17 protein-coding genes are annotated in these 15,450 nt (G+C 68.6%); 12 read left to right on the top strand and 5 right to left on the bottom strand.

The features are described from left to right. Positions 1 to 153 precede the first annotated feature (153 nt). Positions 154 to 1,194, top strand: coding sequence for an AAA family ATPase (locus M8I34_RS32285; RefSeq protein ID WP_250055564.1), 1,041 nt, complete (start codon positions 154 to 156; stop codon positions 1,192 to 1,194). Continuing rightward, a complete protein-coding gene (locus M8I34_RS32280) occupies positions 1,191 to 1,763 on the top strand; it encodes a guanylate kinase (protein ID WP_250055563.1) in 573 nt (190 codons plus the stop codon). Before M8I34_RS32285 ends, M8I34_RS32280 begins: the two co-directional genes overlap by 4 nt. Positions 1,764 to 1,770: 7 nt before the next feature. Here the strand turns inward: M8I34_RS32280 and M8I34_RS32275 are convergent, their stop codons facing one another. Beyond that, positions 1,771 to 2,610, bottom strand: a complete 840-nt coding sequence (locus tag M8I34_RS32275) for an NAD(P)-dependent oxidoreductase (protein WP_250055561.1) — start codon at positions 2,608 to 2,610, stop codon at positions 1,771 to 1,773. A gap of 4 nt (positions 2,611 to 2,614) precedes the next feature. Beyond that, positions 2,615 to 3,262, bottom strand: coding sequence for an HAD family hydrolase (locus M8I34_RS32270; protein ID WP_250055559.1), 648 nt, complete (start codon positions 3,260 to 3,262; stop codon positions 2,615 to 2,617). A 42-nt stretch (positions 3,263 to 3,304) separates the two neighbouring features. Here M8I34_RS32270 and M8I34_RS41475 point away from each other — a divergent pair, with 42 nt between their 5' ends. Then, positions 3,305 to 3,676 carry a helix-turn-helix transcriptional regulator gene (locus M8I34_RS41475; protein ID WP_308372731.1) on the top strand — a complete coding sequence of 124 codons (372 nt, stop codon included), beginning with the start codon at positions 3,305 to 3,307 and terminating at the stop codon, positions 3,674 to 3,676. Between the two features lie 914 nt (positions 3,677 to 4,590). On the opposite strand, the gene M8I34_RS32265 is transcribed toward M8I34_RS41475, so the two are convergent. Beyond that, positions 4,591 to 4,797, bottom strand: coding sequence for a hypothetical protein (locus tag M8I34_RS32265; RefSeq protein ID WP_250055557.1), 207 nt, complete (start codon positions 4,795 to 4,797; stop codon positions 4,591 to 4,593). A gap of 7 nt (positions 4,798 to 4,804) precedes the next feature. Here M8I34_RS32265 and M8I34_RS32260 point away from each other — a divergent pair, with 7 nt between their 5' ends. Both M8I34_RS32260 and M8I34_RS42035 read left to right on the top strand, forming a co-directional pair. Next, complete coding sequence (locus M8I34_RS32260; RefSeq protein WP_250055555.1) at positions 4,805 to 6,238, top strand: hypothetical protein; 1,434 nt, start codon at positions 4,805 to 4,807, stop codon at positions 6,236 to 6,238. 262 nt (positions 6,239 to 6,500) lie between these two features. Then, positions 6,501 to 6,983, top strand: coding sequence for a helix-turn-helix transcriptional regulator (locus M8I34_RS42035; RefSeq protein ID WP_374211018.1), 483 nt, complete (start codon positions 6,501 to 6,503; stop codon positions 6,981 to 6,983). A gap of 215 nt (positions 6,984 to 7,198) precedes the next feature. On the opposite strand, the gene M8I34_RS32255 is transcribed toward M8I34_RS42035, so the two are convergent. Further along, the gene (locus M8I34_RS32255; protein WP_250055553.1) at positions 7,199 to 7,441 is read right to left on the bottom strand and encodes a hypothetical protein; all 243 of its coding nucleotides are present in this window, start codon (positions 7,439 to 7,441) and stop codon (positions 7,199 to 7,201) included. 166 nt (positions 7,442 to 7,607) lie between these two features. Here M8I34_RS32255 and M8I34_RS32250 point away from each other — a divergent pair, with 166 nt between their 5' ends. The 5 genes from M8I34_RS32250 (at position 7,608) to M8I34_RS32230 (ending at position 13,148) form a co-directional block, all read left to right on the top strand. Continuing rightward, complete coding sequence (locus M8I34_RS32250) at positions 7,608 to 9,974, top strand: SpoIIE family protein phosphatase (RefSeq protein WP_250055551.1); 2,367 nt, start codon at positions 7,608 to 7,610, stop codon at positions 9,972 to 9,974. Between the two features lie 27 nt (positions 9,975 to 10,001). Beyond that, positions 10,002 to 10,604 (top strand): hypothetical protein, encoded by a 603-nt coding sequence (locus tag M8I34_RS32245; RefSeq protein ID WP_250055549.1) that lies wholly within the window; start codon positions 10,002 to 10,004, stop codon positions 10,602 to 10,604. A gap of 290 nt (positions 10,605 to 10,894) precedes the next feature. Further along, on the top strand, positions 10,895 to 11,671 hold the full coding sequence (locus M8I34_RS32240) for a Ku protein (RefSeq protein WP_250055547.1): 777 nt from the start codon (positions 10,895 to 10,897) through the stop codon (positions 11,669 to 11,671). A gap of 284 nt (positions 11,672 to 11,955) precedes the next feature. Next, entirely contained in the window at positions 11,956 to 12,153 is a 198-nt protein-coding gene (locus M8I34_RS32235) for a hypothetical protein (protein ID WP_250055545.1), read from the top strand. A gap of 170 nt (positions 12,154 to 12,323) precedes the next feature. Beyond that, complete coding sequence (locus M8I34_RS32230) at positions 12,324 to 13,148, top strand: hypothetical protein (protein ID WP_250055543.1); 825 nt, start codon at positions 12,324 to 12,326, stop codon at positions 13,146 to 13,148. Between the two features lie 234 nt (positions 13,149 to 13,382). On the opposite strand, the gene M8I34_RS32225 is transcribed toward M8I34_RS32230, so the two are convergent. Then, on the bottom strand, positions 13,383 to 14,282 hold the full coding sequence (locus M8I34_RS32225; RefSeq protein ID WP_250055534.1) for a DUF4231 domain-containing protein: 900 nt from the start codon (positions 14,280 to 14,282) through the stop codon (positions 13,383 to 13,385). A 205-nt stretch (positions 14,283 to 14,487) separates the two neighbouring features. On the opposite strand from M8I34_RS32225, the gene M8I34_RS32220 reads away from it, so the two are divergent. Next, positions 14,488 to 14,748, top strand: a complete 261-nt coding sequence (locus tag M8I34_RS32220; protein WP_250055532.1) for a hypothetical protein — start codon at positions 14,488 to 14,490, stop codon at positions 14,746 to 14,748. Positions 14,749 to 15,009: 261 nt separating this feature from the next. After that, positions 15,010 to 15,414 carry a hypothetical protein gene (locus tag M8I34_RS32215; protein ID WP_250055530.1) on the top strand — a complete coding sequence of 135 codons (405 nt, stop codon included), beginning with the start codon at positions 15,010 to 15,012 and terminating at the stop codon, positions 15,412 to 15,414. Positions 15,415 to 15,450 lie beyond the last annotated feature (36 nt).

The raw sequence follows: 15,450 nt of genomic DNA, 5'->3' as shown, positions 1-15,450 counted from the left end.
CTCCAACTGCTTCGTTGTGTGGGGCAATCACAGCGGCAGCGGCGGAAATGGAACATCACAGCGGCTTGTCGAAGCCCGTACGCAGTCCCATTCACGGGTTTTCAACATCCACGTACACATGGGTTTTGAGGGTCGCGACCTAGGCTCGCGGCCATGACGTTGACGGAGGGGCAGAGGGTGGGGAAGGACCGAGTGGGGTGGCGGCCAGACCGGTTGCGTGAGCAGCGGGAGGCCCACGGCCTGACTCTTGAGAGGGCGGGTGAGCGGCTTCGGCAGGTCGCCGAGCAGGCCAAGCTGAAGGGCATCCCCGCCGCGAATCCGCAGACTTTGTGGCAGCACGAGCAGGGCGAGGTTTACCCGGGGCCGCACTACCGTCGCGCCTACTGCCTCCTCTACCGGGCAACCGAGCCCGACCTCGGTCTCCGCACCGCGCTGCCGGGCGAGGAGACGAGCTTCAAGCTCACGCCGATGGACGACCGCCTCAACGGGTCGCACGTCCTGGCCGTCGAACGAGCCATTCACCGCATCGCACCCGGCAGCGGGGACGCCGACCACCTCGCTGCTCTGCAGCAGCGCATCATCGATGCCTGGAAGCGGAGGCACACCGGTGGTGACCCGCACCGTCCTGTCCTGATCCTGGTCGGCGGTTTCGCTGGCAGCGGGAAGACGGAGCTGGCCCGCTTCTTTGTTCAGCTCACCGGGTGGCCACTGCTCGACAAAGACCCGCTGACCCGCCCGCTGGTGGAGAAGCTACTGGTCGCGCTCGGTGGTGACCCGAACGACCGGCACACCGACCTTTACCGCACTCAGGTCCGGCCGGTGGAGTACGACTGCTTGATGCAGTCGGCCATGGCCAACATCCGGTGCGGGATCAGCACGGTGCTGAGCGCACCGTTCATCGCGGAGATGACGGACGCGGCCTGGATGCAGCGCCTGACCAACCGCGCAGGTTCGCTTGGCGTCGACGCCTTCCCGGTGTGGGTGCGCTGCGATGAAGAGTCGATGCGCGAGTACATCGGATTCAGATCCGCGGCGCGGGACGCCTGGAAGCTGTCGCGGTGGGAGGACTACATGTCCACGATCGATCTGGACCTGCGCCCGGCGGTACCGCACCTGGTCGTCGACAACCGCCTGGGGGCCGCTGTGTCCCTCGCGGACCAGGCCCGGCAGGCGATGGGAGCGATGTACGCATGACCGGACGTCAGGGAGTGATCCTCTATGGCCCACCGGCCGCCGGGAAGGACACCGTCACTGCGGCGCTCACCGAGCTGAACCCGCAGTACGCGCAGTTCGCGCGGCTCAAGATCGGGACGGGGAAGTCAGCCGGCTACCGGATGGGTACGGCGGAGCAGCTGTGCGAGCTGGAGGTCGCGGGCGACGTCGTCTACGCGAACAGCCGGTACGGAAACACGTACGTGCTGGATAGGCCGGGGCTGGACGCGGCGTTCGCGGCCGGGGTGCCGGTGGTGCACCTCGGGCAGGTCGACGGCATCCGCGCCCTGGTCGAGGGTTACCCGGCAGCCGCCTGGACGGTTGTGCTGCTGTGGTGTCCGCGCGAGGTGACCGAGCAGCGATCCGTCGGCCGGGGCGACAGCGACGCCACGGCGCGCCTGGCGGCGTGGGATGCGACCCGTGAGGACCTGGACGCGCACCCGGGCATGGCCTGGGACCTGACCGTGGACACCACGGCTTCGTCACCGCAGGAGGCGGCGCGGCTCATCGACCAGTTGCTGGTGCAGCGGGCGGGAGCGGCGACGGCATGAGCGCAGGCTACGGCTGGGCGAGTCGGTCCAAGGCGTCGGTGAGCGTGAGCTCGCTGTCGTCCTTGACGTCGTGCCACCGTGCCAGCGTGAACGCGGCCGCGCGCAGCATCTCCGACGGCAGGCCGGCGGCCGCGAGCGTGTCCGCGGCCTCCTCCAGCTCCGGGCCCCAGCGCCAGGCACGCGCGGCGGTCTTCGCGACATACTCCGGTTCCGCGAGGTACGAGTCGGTGCGCCGGGAAGCGACCTCGATGAGCTCCTGGTCGACGCCGTGCTCGCGGGCCATGCCGACCGCGAGCGCCACCAGCACACGGCTGGTCTTCTGGAAACTGGCGTACGACAGCTTCAGCGCGGATGCCTTCCCGACCTCCGTGCCCAGCACCGCGGTCCGGACGGCAGTGCCCGCGAACAGCGCCTCGATGCTCTCGGTCGCGGCGGCCGGCCCGGACAGGTACAGGGTCGGCGTCTTGCCGCGCACCGGCGGGGAGCCGACGACCCCGCCGTCCACGATGGTCGCGTCCGGTCCGAGCAGCGCGGCGATCCGCTGCGCCCGCGCGGGGCTGATGGCATTCGCCTCCACATACACCCCGGCGAAGCCGCACTCAGCGACGTCGCGGGCCAGGTCCTCGGCGGCGGCCGGCGGGCAGAGGCTGATGACGATGTCGCTGCGGTCCAGCTGCTCGGGCAGCGTGGGCACCGGCGTCAGGCCGGCCTGTTCGGCGCGGGCCGCGGATGCGGTGCTGCGCCCGGCCTCGCACCACAGGACCTCGGCCGCGTTCGCCGCGGCGCAGGCGGCGACGGCGGCGCCCATGCTGCCGGGGTGGAGGATGCCAACGATCGGCTGGTCCACGGTGCTACTCCGTCTCGTTGAGCAGGATGGCGATAGCGTCGGTGACGTCGTCGACGACGTGATGCGCGGGGAGAAGGTCCTCCGGCCAGGGTCGGCCGCGCAGCCAGATCGTGCGCAGGCCGACCTGTTGTCCGCCGCCGATGTCTCCGGCCGGGTTGTCGCCGATCATCCAGCCGCCGTCCGCGAGGCTCACGCCGCAGCGGGCAGCTACGAGTTCGAAGAGGCGCGAGTCCGGCTTGCGGATCTCCAGGTCGCCGGAGACCGCGACGCCGTCGACCAGCTCGGCGAGGCCGGTCCTGGTGAGCTTGGCGCGCTGAATGTCACTGGCGCCGTTGGTGACGATGCCGACCGTCCACGCGGCCGCGCGGAGGTGTGCCAGGCCCTCGAGGACCTCCGGTCGGCATGTGACGGCGGCCGAGATCAGGTCGACGTACTCCTGCCACAGCTGCGCGGCGGGCACCGCCAAGCCGAAGGCGTGGCGCAGCTGGGTGAAGTCGTCGGGCTTCGCACGGTCGGCCAGCTGGGTGCGCAGCCACTGTTCGGCATCTGGAACGAGAGCGTGTGCACGGCACAGGCCGGTCACGGCGTCGCTGAGCGCCGACTGCCGGTCGGCCAGCGTGCCGTCCAGATCGAAAAGCGCGAGGCAGGACACGGGCAAGGACCCTACCGGGCATCGAGAGCACCGCAGTTCGCGATGATGGCGCCTCCCGAATGGAGATCGCATCGTGTATCTTTCAGAGATCCATCGATCTTGAAAGGCTGCGCCATGTCCGACCCGGACCGCTTGAAGCGGGTCGACGCCCTACTTGACGACGTCCTGCCGCCTCCGTCCGTGCGCGCGAAGTTGCGCGTGGCGGCTGGCCTCACGCAGCAGGAAGTCGCAGAGGCCGTGGGCGTAAAGCGTCTCGCCGTAGCCCGTTGGGAGCTGGGTCAGACCCACCCCCGACGTCCCCACCGAGCGGTCTACATGCACCTGCTCAAGCGGCTCGCTCAGCGGTATCCCGATGCCGCTGAGCTGGATGAGGGCATGCCGACGCCGGCCTCGGAATCAAGGGGGTCGGGGTGACGTAAGCCACCGGCCGCGCGCGCCAAGAAGGTGGAGTGGCATCCACTGTGGCCTCGCGCGGCCCGTCTGGGCCGACCGGATTCGCATCCGCGTCGGCCGCCCAGTCTCCGGTTGGCCCCGGTTCTGGGCTCCAGCTCAGAGAGCTGGCTCTGCAATCCAGTAACACCCCCGCTTTGGCAAGCGGGTCGGCAGGCGCCCCGTGGCAGGGGCTCCTTCCAGTCCGTTCCATCGACCCCGGCAAGGGCCGACGGAACACAGCACGACCAGCCCGAGGGCTGCCGCACCACCCGTTCGAATCCCGCAGAGAAGAAAGGTCCGCCTCTGGTTCTTCGTCCGGCCGCCCGCTCCTCACGGAGGGGGCGGTCCTCCCCACCCACAGCGCTAGCCATATGGAAGGTCGGTCTTCGTCATAGTGCACGACCAGCGTCCTCATTGCCAGGCGGTCTCCACCCGGTTCACCCCCATCTATCCGATTCGCCGCTTTGAGAATGGCCCTCAGCGGTATGTTTTTGCGCCCCGCGTGGCGGGATTCATTCGCAGGTCCCTGCCGTTCCGTTCCCGCCTGACGGGAGCACTCGCCCATGGCCGCTCTGTCCACAGGGCAGCCGGGCCAGGGTGCCGGATGAAGATTTTTTCGGCACCTGTCACATCTGGCTCTCGCGCCGTCCCTTCTCCGTACGTGGCCGCTTCGCTTTCTGCTCCTGTCCCGTCCGCTCCTGCGGACCTGTCCGCTTTGGCTGATGGTGTCGCTCCCGACGCCGCGCTCGGGTGCGCGGCTGAGGGGAGGCAGCTGTGAGCAGGACAGCGACGCTGGCACGACCAGGCGAGGCTGAGATGGTGCCGGTTCGCCGACAGCGGGTTCGGGTGCCGATGCGGCTGGTGTCGTCGTCGGCTCCCGATGTCGCGCTGTCGGTCTACGTGAAGATCAAGGCCCTCGGCGCGCGGCCGGAGGGGTGCCAGGCGCGGGCGGAGACGATCGCGTCGTACCTGGGGCTGTCGAAGCCGTCGGTGGAACGGGGCTTGACGGCCTTGTCGCGTCCGGCGTCGGACGGTGTGGTGGAGCTGCGCTCGGAGCGGCGGACGATGCGGGGCGGGCGGGGTACGTCGGCGGTGCGCACCATGCGGCCGATGAAGCGAGCGGAGGCGTTCGTGTGGCTGCCCGTGGCTGCCGCGGAAGACCTCACACCCAGGCAGCTGCGGGCTTACGCGGTCATCGCGTACGCGGAGCAGATGCGCATCGCGCTGACCGAGGCCGAGCTGGCCGGTCATCTGCTGCACCACTCGGGCAAGCGGGCCGGCCAGCCCCTCACCGCGGCGGCGGCCGGTGAGGTCGTCGACGGCCTGGAGGCCGCGCGGTGGGTGACGGTGCAGCGGCGCGCAGGCGCACAGGGCCGCCACTGCTTCGTCGCCCACCACATCGCCCCGACAGCCGCCGAGGAGGTCGACGAGCAGCCGGTCGCGAACGCGTCGCCGACCGCCCAGGAGTGCCCGCAGGAGCCGGTGAAAGACGCTGCGCAGGGCTCGGGCAGTCCGTTGGTTGGTGAGGGATCGGGTTCGCTGGTTGGTGAGGGATCCCTCGCGAATAGGGAATCACCTACGACTGACTCACCTGATGACGAGCGAGCGTTGTTCTCATCCGCCGTAGGCGAGGTACCGGTAGTAGAGGCTGTGGAGAACCCGGCTGACGCGAAGACGCGTACGGATGCGCCGGGTGGTCTCGCGCTGCGCGCGGATGAGAAAACCCATCCCGCCCCCTCGAAGTCGAACATCAAAAAGCGCAGCAGCAGCCGGGGGCCGGTGCGGTCGTCGTACTCCGGACCGGAGTTGTCCATGAGCCCGCAGATCTATGCGGTGCTGGAGCCGGTGCACTGGCTGCTGAAGCGGGTGAACAACCCGTTCGTGGAGCGGAAGATCGGCCAGGAGGCCGGCCGTCAGCTGGCGGGCGGGATGGACGCTGAGCGTCTGCAACACCGGCTGACCGTCCGGTTCGCCGGGACCTCGCCGTCGGAGATCCGTGACCCGGGCCGGTGGCTCCTCGGGGTGGCCCTGCCGCGCTGGGGCTGCGGGCACCTGGACTGCGAGACCGGCGTGCTGTGGTCCAGCGGTCGACCCTGCCCGGTGTGCGAGGACATCGTCGCCGACCGCCGCGCCGATCGGGAACGCGTACGGCGCGAGCAGCGGCTGGCCGCCGGACTGTGCCCAGAGCACGGCAGCCGGCCCGGCCCCTCCGGTGCGTGCGGCGAGTGCGAGCTCGACCGTGCGGCGGCCGTGGTCCCGACGCAGCGCGAGTTGGCGGGTCCACCGCGCGGTTCCTGCACTGAGTGCGGCTGCCGGATCTTCTTGGTCGGTTCAGCCCTCACGGACGGTCTGTGCAAGCCCTGCCGCACCGAGGCAGCTGCCGCTTCGGCCGTGGAGCGTCTCGCCCTGGCCGAAGCGGCCGGAACGGTCCGCTGCTCCGGCGTTGGTGGAGTGCCGTGCAGCCGTGACGCGCTGCCAAACCGGAGCGTCTGCGCGCGGCACCTGGCTGAGGTACTGGCGCTGACCGGGGCGGAGGCGTCCTGATGCACGAGACCGTCCATCTCGACCGCAGCGGTGGGAGTGAAGGGCGTGACGACATCTGGTTGGATGCGGTGTCGGTCCGACCCGGCGCGTGGGGGACGACCGCGTGGGAATCCCGCCGGGCCGTGCGGTCCGGCGGCCGACCCCGGGCACGTGGGGGAGGACCGGAATCACCTACGACTGAGACTCACCCGCTGACGAGTCCGCCCCAGGGCGTGGCGGACTACCTGGGGTGGCTGGTGGTGTGCTGGCTCGTTCACCAGTTATGAGTCCTCCTTTGCTGTCCCAACGAGATGCCGCCGCTGTGTGCGGGGTGAGCCGGACCACTATCCGCCGTCGTCGGGAGGCAGGTAGTTTCCCAAATGCTGTGCGGGATGGTGTGCTCGGCTGGCTGATTCCGGAGGACGACTTGCGTGCGGCCGGGCTGCAGCTGTCTCGGTCGGCAGGTCTCGCAGGGCGAAACGAGGCTGATCCGGCGATGGGGTCTGACAGGCGGGATAGCCCGGTGCTGGACCGGCAGTTGGTCGAGGAATGTCCACCCTGTGAGCTGGCGGAGGCGGAGGTTGGCCGGCTTCGTCACTTGCTCGGTCTCCAGGAACAGCAGTTGACGGTGCTTCGGCGTGCTCTGCATGTTCTGACTGCTGATCCCCCTTCCGGAAGTGATCAGCGAGGTGCAGGGCAGGGGCGGGGTGCGGGTGACGTCGTCCGCCCACGGGGTGAGGCTGGGGCCGACGAGACTCACCGGTGAGACCCCTGGCTGGTCCCGTCTCGGTGGGCAGCATCGCCGATGTCCACTCCGCGTCCAGCACCGTCCGTTCTCCGACGGATGTGGCCCAGACACTCCTCGGCAGCGGCTCGAGGATGCCGATCTGCTCGCCGCCCAGCTGGCGGGCAGCGATGAGCTCCTCCACGACGAGCCGTCTCCTCGGTGGAGCCTGCCGGAAGGGCGTCACGATATTGGGGTCAGCGGCGGATTTGGATGGTGACCTTGATGGCTGTTCCGCCGACGATTGCCGCGCCGAGTGCTGCCACGGGCCCGACGAGTTCGGTGTGTCCGGTAAGGATCAGGAGTACTTCCGCGAGCGCGGTGAGCAGTGCCGCCATGGCCAGGAGCCAGCGGATGCTGCTGGTGATGAAGCGGGTGGGGGTCGGGGGGCCGTCGGGGGAGGCGGCGGACATCTGATTCTCCTTGGTGAGGTGCGTCATTGGCCGGTTGGTATGTCTGACGATGCACCTGCGGGGGAGGTGTTCAAAGCGGTTGGATGTTGTGCAGGCGACAACGTGGGGTTGTCCCGGGACAACTGTGGTGGCGTGGATGGGTGTGAAGAGGGCGGGCCGGCCGTGGGCTTCGGCGCGGGGCAACTGCGCGGAGATGAACCGTCTCGTGGAGACGGTGCGGTCCTGGCTGGATCAGGCCTCCGTGACGGTGACGGCCTTTCACCGCCGGCTGACCGCTGACCACTTCCATGACCAGCTTGTGCCGTCGCTTCGGAAGCTGCGTGATCTGCTCGCAGGAGAGGACCTGTCGTGGGAGCTTGTTGAAGCGGCCGCCGACGTGTGTTTCCCCGGCGAGTCGGCGACACAGACGGAGACCCGGCTCGCTCCGCTGCGAGAGTTATGGGAGGTTGCCCAGGCCGCGCCGGCGGCGGTGAGCGGCGATGTGCTGCCGTCGGTGGCCCGCGAGCTGCTGGAGGCCAAGGACAGGACCATTGCCGCCTACCAGGAGATCGATCGGGCCCGGCAGGCGTTCCAGGCGAGCGAGCGCGGTCGCCTTCAAGCTCTGCAGATGGCCACCATGGTGTTCGTCCTGCTCGGCCAGGCGCAAGCCACTATCGCGGATCTGAAACGGCAGGTCGACGGCTTGCAGATCGCTGTGCCCCCGGCCCCCGCGCAACTTGCTCTCGTGGAGCAGCACCTGAAGCGGGCGGTGGTGCAAGAGCACGATCTGCGCAGTGAACTGGGGCGGGCCGAGCACGAGCGTGACACCGCCCAGCAGGTCGCGGATCACGCCGCGCGGCGCATCCAGCAGCTGGAGCGTGAGCTCGCACAGCTCAGGGACGAAGGCGGTCAGCCACCGGAGACACCCGTTGCTCTCGATGCCCTCCCGGTTGTGCGGGAGGCGGACGTGCCGGCAGGCAGCGCAGCTTTCGAACAGATCGAGGAGGCACTGGGCAAGGTTCGTTCCGTGCTCGATCGTGAGCACGAGGCAGTGCAGGAAGCCGCCGACGAGGTGGGCTGGCACCCCATGCCGGATAACGGCGCAGTGGTGGCGGGGGAGGTTCTCGACACAGAGGTTGGGTTGTCCCGAACTACTGCGGACAACCCGCCTTCAGGCGAGACGGGGGCCGATGCCCAGCGCTACCGTCAGGCGGGCACAGAGCGCGTCCGGTACGTCGGGGCGGCAACGCGGCGGATCGCCCGCGGCACAGATCTCGATGAGACTTTGGTCGGGCTGTGCCGGGCGGTGGTCCCCACGTTCGCCGACGCGATCCTGGTGTATCTGCGTGACCCGCTGCCGGTGGGCGACGAACGGCCGACCGGCCCGGTGGTGCTGCGGCTGCGCCGTACAGACCGCATGCCGGAAAAGCCGGGCACCGATGGCGCCCGGCTGCCGGTGCTGCCCGCGCAGCCAGACCTGGGCTCGTCAATGGGCAGTGCGGCCGAGCGGGTCGAAGTGCAGCCTGGTGGTGCGCTGGCGAAGGTGCTGCGAGGCGTGCGCCCGCTGGTCGGGGAGGCGCCGGCGGCGGGCACGGCACTGGCGGAGCTGTTGGGCCCGATCACCCGGCTGCCGAGCGGCCATCGGGTGGTCCTGGCGCCACTGCGCGGGCGCCGACGGGTGATCGGCACGGCGGTGTACGTGCGGCGAGCGGACCGTCCGGCGTTTGAGCCGGACGATCTGCTGGTGGCAGCGCAGCTGGCGACGCATACAGCACTGAGCGTGGAAAAGACGATCCTGGATGGTCGCGAGGCCTTTGCCGCGGGCGCGCTGCAGCGCCGGATGCTGCCGGACGCGCTGCCGGAGCTGAGCGGTATTCGGCTGGCCAGCCGGTATCTGCTGGCCAGCGATACGGCGCGGGTGGGCGGTGACTGGTACGACGCGTTCCCGCTGCCGGGCGGCCGGGTGGCCCTGGTCGTCGGCGATGTCATGGGGCATTCGATGACCGAGGCCGCGGTCATGGGGCAATTGCGTGCCATGACACAACCGTTGGCGGGCGAAGGCCTGCCGCCGCAGGAGGTACTGCGCAGACTCGATCGGGTGGCGCTGGATCTGAGTTTCGAAGTGATGGCGACGTGCCTGTTCGCGGTGTACGACCCGGTCGTGGACCAGGTCTTCATCGCGAACGCGGGGCATCCGCCGCCCGTGATGCTGCACCGCGGTGGCCGGGCGGAGGTGCTGCGGGTACCGCCGGGCGCGCCGATCGGCGTGGGCGGGGTGGACTTCGAGGCGGTGGCGCTGGACGCCCCGGCGGGCGCCACCCTCGTTCTCTATACAGACGGGCTGGTGGAGTCACGGATCCGTGACGTGTGGACCGGTATCGAGCAGCTGCGGGAACGGTTGACGCAGACGGCCCGGCTGACGGGCCCCAATCCGCCGCCGCTGGAGCCGTTGTGCGACGAGGTCCTGGACATGCTGGGGCCCGGCGACCGCGATGACGACATCGCGCTGCTGGCGGCCCGGTTCGACGGGGGCGCACATCCCCGGAATGCCAGCGCTCGAATCCGTCCACAGCGAGGGTGACACTGGAAGAGGAGGGCGGTGGCGAGCATGAGCTGGAAGCCCTGGAAGTCGTATACCAGTGGTGGCGACGCCGAGGACTTCATGGGCACTGACCACATGACGGAGGCAGAGAAAAGACACGCCTGGCCCGGGGACTACGACGACGAGTACGAGTACGAGGAGGACTACGAAGAGGAAGAGAAGCCCCCTCTGGAGACGGAGTGGCAGTACCTTCGGGAAAGGGCGCATGACCTTGAAGCCGACCTTGCTTCGCTGAAGGTCGACTCGGAGAGCAAGGGATTGGGCATGGAGCCCCACGGTCGGCTCCGGAAAGCCATGGACGCCGCAAGCCATCTGCTGGCATCAACCCCCCACGAGCGACTCGCGAATGCCGTTGAACGAGAACTGGAGTACGTCCGTTACGGCTTGGACAAGCATCGGGAGTGGATGGGCCGAGAGCTGGGTCGCCGAGGCCGGGACCGAGAGCGTGACAAGCGCGAGCGGGAGCGCGACGCGGAGACCCGCTCGTACCGGAATGCCGTGGTGTCCCGCTCGAAGGGCTACACACCACCCTCCGGAATACGGCAGCTCGAAAAAGACCTTGAACGCGCTCGTCACCCCAACTACCGACTCCCTCGCACGGGGGACTGACTGTGGCGAACATCCCGCTTCGGGGCGCACATACACCGTCCCGTCCAGGTCCACCTGTGCTGCCGGCGCGTGGGCTGGGCTTCCTACCGTGTCGGGCCAATAGTCACTAACGGTGACCGTCAAACCCGATCACGCAACGAATACGCGAGACCTGAACATGCGAGCTCACCAGTCCCGACGCCGCATACCGGCTGTCTCTACACAGCACCGGCCCGCCGGAGACGGACGGTCGTCCCCGGACGGGTGCTGAAGGGCGGCGCCCTAGGTGTGCTGTGCATACCGTCGAAGCCATGCGATCGCTCTGGCAGGGCACGGTCTCCTTCGGCCTGGTCGCGCTCCCCGTGGACATCTACGCGGCGACTGAGGATCACGGTCCTGGCCTCCATCTCGTGCACGCCGTCGACGGCGGCCGCGTCCGCCACCGGCGGGTTTGCGAGCTGGACGGCCGTGAGGTCGGGCCGGAGGAGACCGCCCGCGGCTGGGAGGCCCCCGACGGCCGCACCGTGGTCATCCACGATGCAGATCTCGAGGCCCTGCCGCTGCCCACGAAGCGTGTGATCGAGGTCGTCGGGTTCGTCGGCGAGACCGACGTCGACCCGCTGCTGTATGCCCGCCCGTACTGGGTGGGCGCCCACGGCCCCGGGGCCCAGAAGCCGTACGCCCTGCTGGTCGAGGCCCTGGCCCGGTCCGGCCGGCTGGCGGTGTGCAAGGTCGCCCTCCGGTCTCGGGAGCGGCTGTCCGTCCTGCGGCCGCGCAACGGAATCCTGGTGCTGCACACCCTGCACTGGCCCGAGGAGATCCGTGACCCCGGCGACCTGTCCAGCCCGGCACCGACCACCGACCGGGAGCTGGAGATCGCCGAGCTGCTGATGACCGAGATGGCAGGCGTGGACATCACCGAGCTGCACGACGACTACGCCCAGGCGCTGAACCTCCTCGTGGACACCCTCGCCGCCGGCCGCACGGCAGCGCCGCCGCTTGAGCCGCAGCCGCCGGTGGACCTGATGGCCGCGCTGGAGGCATCCGTACGCGACGCCCGGCGCGCCCGCAATGGGGGCCACGCTTAGCAGAATTTCCTGCGAGGCGTCTATTCCGCTTTTGTTCGATTTGATTCAATGCGCGTAATTGACGCATCTCGTATGCGGCGCAGGGTGGCGAACCCTGGCGAATTCCATAGGCGCCGGAAAACGACCGTTTGGCCCGGGCACATGCCATAAGAATGTTCGTCGGACGATTCTGGTGTGACGCCTCGTCCGGCTGCCCCTTGGCTGGGCAGACCTCGTTATGACCGACGCCGAGCGCAAAGGAGCACGGCGCACACCGGGCGACCGTGAATGTGCGTTGACCTGCAATGACCAACCTTCTGACACAGGCATGGCCCGAGTACGTCGCGGGCGTTGCCGTTCTGGTGACCGGCTGGGCCGGGGCCCAGGCCCTCAAGGCTCTGCGCCGCCGGCGTCGTCGGCGGCCCCCGGCCGAGCTGCCGCAGATTCCCGTCCAGGACGCCGAAATGCCGCAGGTGTCCTCCCCGGACAGGGCCGGCGAGTAGCTCTTTTTTGCTTTAGTTTTCTATTTTCTGGAGCAGTAATTTCGATGCCTACAGAGAAAGTCGTCCGTCAGACGACAAATAGCGTCGTCCGGCAGACGACATCACCCGAACACCCCGAAGCAGAATCCAATCGCCATTACGCGTGGCAGCACCTGCGGACCCCGCAGCCTTTGCAGGAAGACGAGTGGGCCGGCGAGTTGGCTAGACCCGTCACCACCCTGCGAACCAGCGGACTCCTGAGCGAAGTCGCCGACAAGTACGACTTGGTGACCCAGCTCATCGAGCGCCAGGCGGCGGACGAGGCCACCGAGACGGACCTGCTCGCCGCGCTCCTGGTGCTCCGCACGCTGCGCGACAAACTCAAGCTCGATGAAGGACGCATCATCGGCGCGGCGCGCACGAAGGGCGTGACCTGGGCGCGGGTGGCCACCGCGCTGGAGATGCGCACCCGTCAGTCCGCCGAGCGCCGATACCTGCAACTGCGCACGGACCTCGACGACACCCACGGCGACTCTCTGAACCAGGCCGACCGCGTGGATTACTACCGCTCCCAACGCGACCGCCGCGCCGAGGCCCAGTGGGCCGACCGGCATCAGGACGAGATCGTCGCCCTGGCACGCCGGCTCCTGGCCGTCCCCGATCTACAGCAGCGCGCCGACCGGTCCACGAACGCAGCGAGCGCCAACGCTCGGGCTGCCGAACTCGCCGAAAAGAACGGCGCACCCCTTCCGGCGCCCATCCGTATGCCCTGGCCCGGCCAGCTCGCCGAGTACCTGAAGGACAGCACCGACGCGGCTTGGCCGACCTCCGCGAAGCGGAAACAGATGCACATGCTCTTCGGCCTCATCGGGCACGCCGTCGACCCCAACTACATTGACCTGAGCGACCACGACGACATCATCCGCGACATCCGCCAGCTCTACCGCGACGCCGGCCCCGCCGCCCCCCGCGTCCGCTACGAGCACCGCTGGTCGGCGGTTTGCCCCAGCTGCTGAGCGGCCGCCGCACCGGGCGCCACGGGCGAGTGCTCAACATGGTGGGTGCAACAGGAACCGCAACGCGGCCCTGTTGCACCCCTGAACTGCACAAAGAGCCGAACACAGGCGCACGCGAAGACGGCGTGAAGGCCACCGCTTCCCCCCTGTACCGGAAGGGTGCTCGGGCAACACCTGGACACTGAAAGAGCCTGCCCACCCCGCAACGTGACGCCCTCAGGCCCCGTGACGGGCTCAGCCCTGGGGCTGGCCGTTCTGCACAGTCTGCTCGGCGGGCTGGTCCAGCTGCTGCTGACGCCGCCGCTGCTCATTGCGCAGATCCTCGACCCGCTTGGTGAACAGCGCCAGCGCCTGGCCCTCCTGCCCTGCCCCGAAATCGCCGTACGGGCCGACGCCGAGGGCATAGCCGTTGGCCTCCTCCTCAATGGAGTCGGCCGTCTGCTGCAAGAAGTAGCTGCGCTCCCGGTACTTGTAGTAGCCGGTGAAGGTGGACGCGAGCGTGATGGAGACACTGATCACCACCAGCGTGACGCTCTGCCAAGTCAACTCTTTGCCAGTTTCTAGGCCAGCGACCAAGGTGCTGAACGCCGACCCGACCATGACGAGGGACTGCAACGAGTTGTGGACGCGACGATACTTGCGGCTGTCCTTCTGGTACTGCTCGATGAGGCCAGCGGTATCCGCACGGTAGAGGCTGCGGCGCTCGCTGAGCGAGGGGTGGGCCACTGCGGCCAGGAAGCGCAGGGCGTCCCGGTTCGTCGCCAGGCCGTCCTCGATCGCTTCCTTGCTATGCAACCGGCGAAGGCGGAATGCGGTAAAGACGGCCGCGCCCAGAGAAGCGAAGAAGACCACGCCACACGGGATGGCGACCCTTAGCACCTCGGCAAGCAGCCCCCAGTGCGTCATGGTCCAGGAAGTCGCGACGAGCGCCGTGGTGATCGCGAGGGCCACGGATATCCGGTGCCTGCGGACGAGCGCATTACGGTCGGCCAGCTCGTGCTCCCACGTCCGTACCAGTGCACGCAGCCGGTGGATCTGGAGTTGCTCGTTCCTCTCCAGCTGACGCTCAGCGGTGCTCAGCCCCTCCTCCGCCGCGGTCAGACGGCGGGGCTCGTCGTGTGGTTCACGGCTCAACGGAATGCCCTTCGCATGTCACCGGCAGGTCAGCAGCGATCACTGCTGACCCTTCCACGTGACCGGTCGCGGTGTCAGCGAGATCGATCCCATCGAGCCATCCCCTGTCGTGGGCCCACTGTGCGACGAGGCCCTGGCCATGCCCTGGTCGGCTTCTGGAATAATCGGCCCGGTCAGCAGCTCGCCCATCACATGGAGTGCCCCCATGGCCGAAGACCCCCTCGCTCAGAGCGAGCTTGCTGCGCTGACCCGCCGGTTCGAGGAAGACGCCCAGACGACCGACCGCGAGTTCGGCATCGTCAAGAGCGACCTGACCGCGCTGCGCCTTCAGGTCGGCAACCTCGATCAGAAGGTCGACCGCCTGGGTGAGAAGCTCGATGGCTTCATCGCCGAGCAGCGACGCGTCAACGCCACGCTCGTGGAGCTGATGTCCTCCCTCGCGGGCAAGGACCCCAACGCCAGCTGAGCATTCGGACTGTGCCCGGAAGATGAAGTCGTGTGGCTCCGCCGGACCGGCGGAGCCACAGCGCGTTCTGGGGGCGCGCACAGGCGCTCGCGCCCAGCGCGGGCCGGCGGTCGCGCTGGGGGCGTGCGTCGGACGTTCTCAGCCATTGCAGACAACGAATCGGGCATCCTCCCAGCACGTCGCGTGCCGTACCGCGAGGGGCTCAATGATCGACGACAGCGTCCTGATCCGGGGCGCGCACCGTCCTTGGGAGGTCACCCCATGTCCGACATCATCGTCCTCGCTGATGATCCCGACCTTGCCCACCTGATCGACCTCATCGATATCCTCCCGCATCCGAGTGTCACGGGCTTCTGGGGAGAGGGCAGCAACAGCATCAGCTCCAAGCTCGGATACCGGATCAAGGAGATCCTCCGCGGCAGAGGACAAGCGGCCGATGTGGACTACCTCGCTGTGTACGTCCTGAAGTACCTCGGACACGGCAACAAGCACATCACCGAGGAGCAGATCACGCGCCATCTGACCGGGGTTGGCGGTCTGCCTGCCGCCGGCCACGCGTGGGTGGAAGATGCCACCCGCACCGCTTGGACGCTGGTCACCCGGTACAGCCTCCCGAGCTGGCGCAGGGGCATTCAGCCCCCCGGGCAGGCATGGATCGAAGACTGACACCAACTCGTGGCTCCGCCGGTTCCGGCGGAGCCA

Source organism: Streptomyces sp. MCA2 (assembly GCF_023544705.1).
GTDB lineage: Bacteria > Actinomycetota > Actinomycetes > Streptomycetales > Streptomycetaceae > Streptomyces > Streptomyces decoyicus.
The sequence above is the reverse complement of the archived record's forward strand: the minus strand, read 5'-3'. Positions and strand labels throughout refer to the sequence as shown.

What these genes read in the sequence shown, in the direction of transcription:
- M8I34_RS32285 (WP_250055564.1), top strand. Translation starts at nt 154, where the DNA reads ATGACGTTGACGGAGGGGCAGAGGGTGGGGAAGGACCGAGTGGGGTGG.
- M8I34_RS32280 (WP_250055563.1), top strand. Translation starts at nt 1,191, where the DNA reads ATGACCGGACGTCAGGGAGTGATCCTCTATGGCCCACCGGCCGCCGGG.
- M8I34_RS41475 (WP_308372731.1), top strand. Translation starts at nt 3,305, where the DNA reads ATGATGGCGCCTCCCGAATGGAGATCGCATCGTGTATCTTTCAGAGAT.
- M8I34_RS32265 (WP_250055557.1), bottom strand. Translation starts at nt 4,797, where the DNA reads ATGGTGCGCACCGCCGACGTACCCCGCCCGCCCCGCATCGTCCGCCGC.
- M8I34_RS32260 (WP_250055555.1), top strand. Translation starts at nt 4,805, where the DNA reads ATGAAGCGAGCGGAGGCGTTCGTGTGGCTGCCCGTGGCTGCCGCGGAA.
- M8I34_RS42035 (WP_374211018.1), top strand. Translation starts at nt 6,501, where the DNA reads ATGAGTCCTCCTTTGCTGTCCCAACGAGATGCCGCCGCTGTGTGCGGG.
- M8I34_RS32255 (WP_250055553.1), bottom strand. Translation starts at nt 7,441, where the DNA reads ATGACGCACCTCACCAAGGAGAATCAGATGTCCGCCGCCTCCCCCGAC.
- M8I34_RS32250 (WP_250055551.1), top strand. Translation starts at nt 7,608, where the DNA reads ATGAACCGTCTCGTGGAGACGGTGCGGTCCTGGCTGGATCAGGCCTCC.
- M8I34_RS32245 (WP_250055549.1), top strand. Translation starts at nt 10,002, where the DNA reads ATGAGCTGGAAGCCCTGGAAGTCGTATACCAGTGGTGGCGACGCCGAG.
- M8I34_RS32240 (WP_250055547.1), top strand. Translation starts at nt 10,895, where the DNA reads ATGCGATCGCTCTGGCAGGGCACGGTCTCCTTCGGCCTGGTCGCGCTC.
- M8I34_RS32235 (WP_250055545.1), top strand. Translation starts at nt 11,956, where the DNA reads ATGACCAACCTTCTGACACAGGCATGGCCCGAGTACGTCGCGGGCGTT.
- M8I34_RS32220 (WP_250055532.1), top strand. Translation starts at nt 14,488, where the DNA reads ATGGCCGAAGACCCCCTCGCTCAGAGCGAGCTTGCTGCGCTGACCCGC.
- M8I34_RS32215 (WP_250055530.1), top strand. Translation starts at nt 15,010, where the DNA reads ATGTCCGACATCATCGTCCTCGCTGATGATCCCGACCTTGCCCACCTG.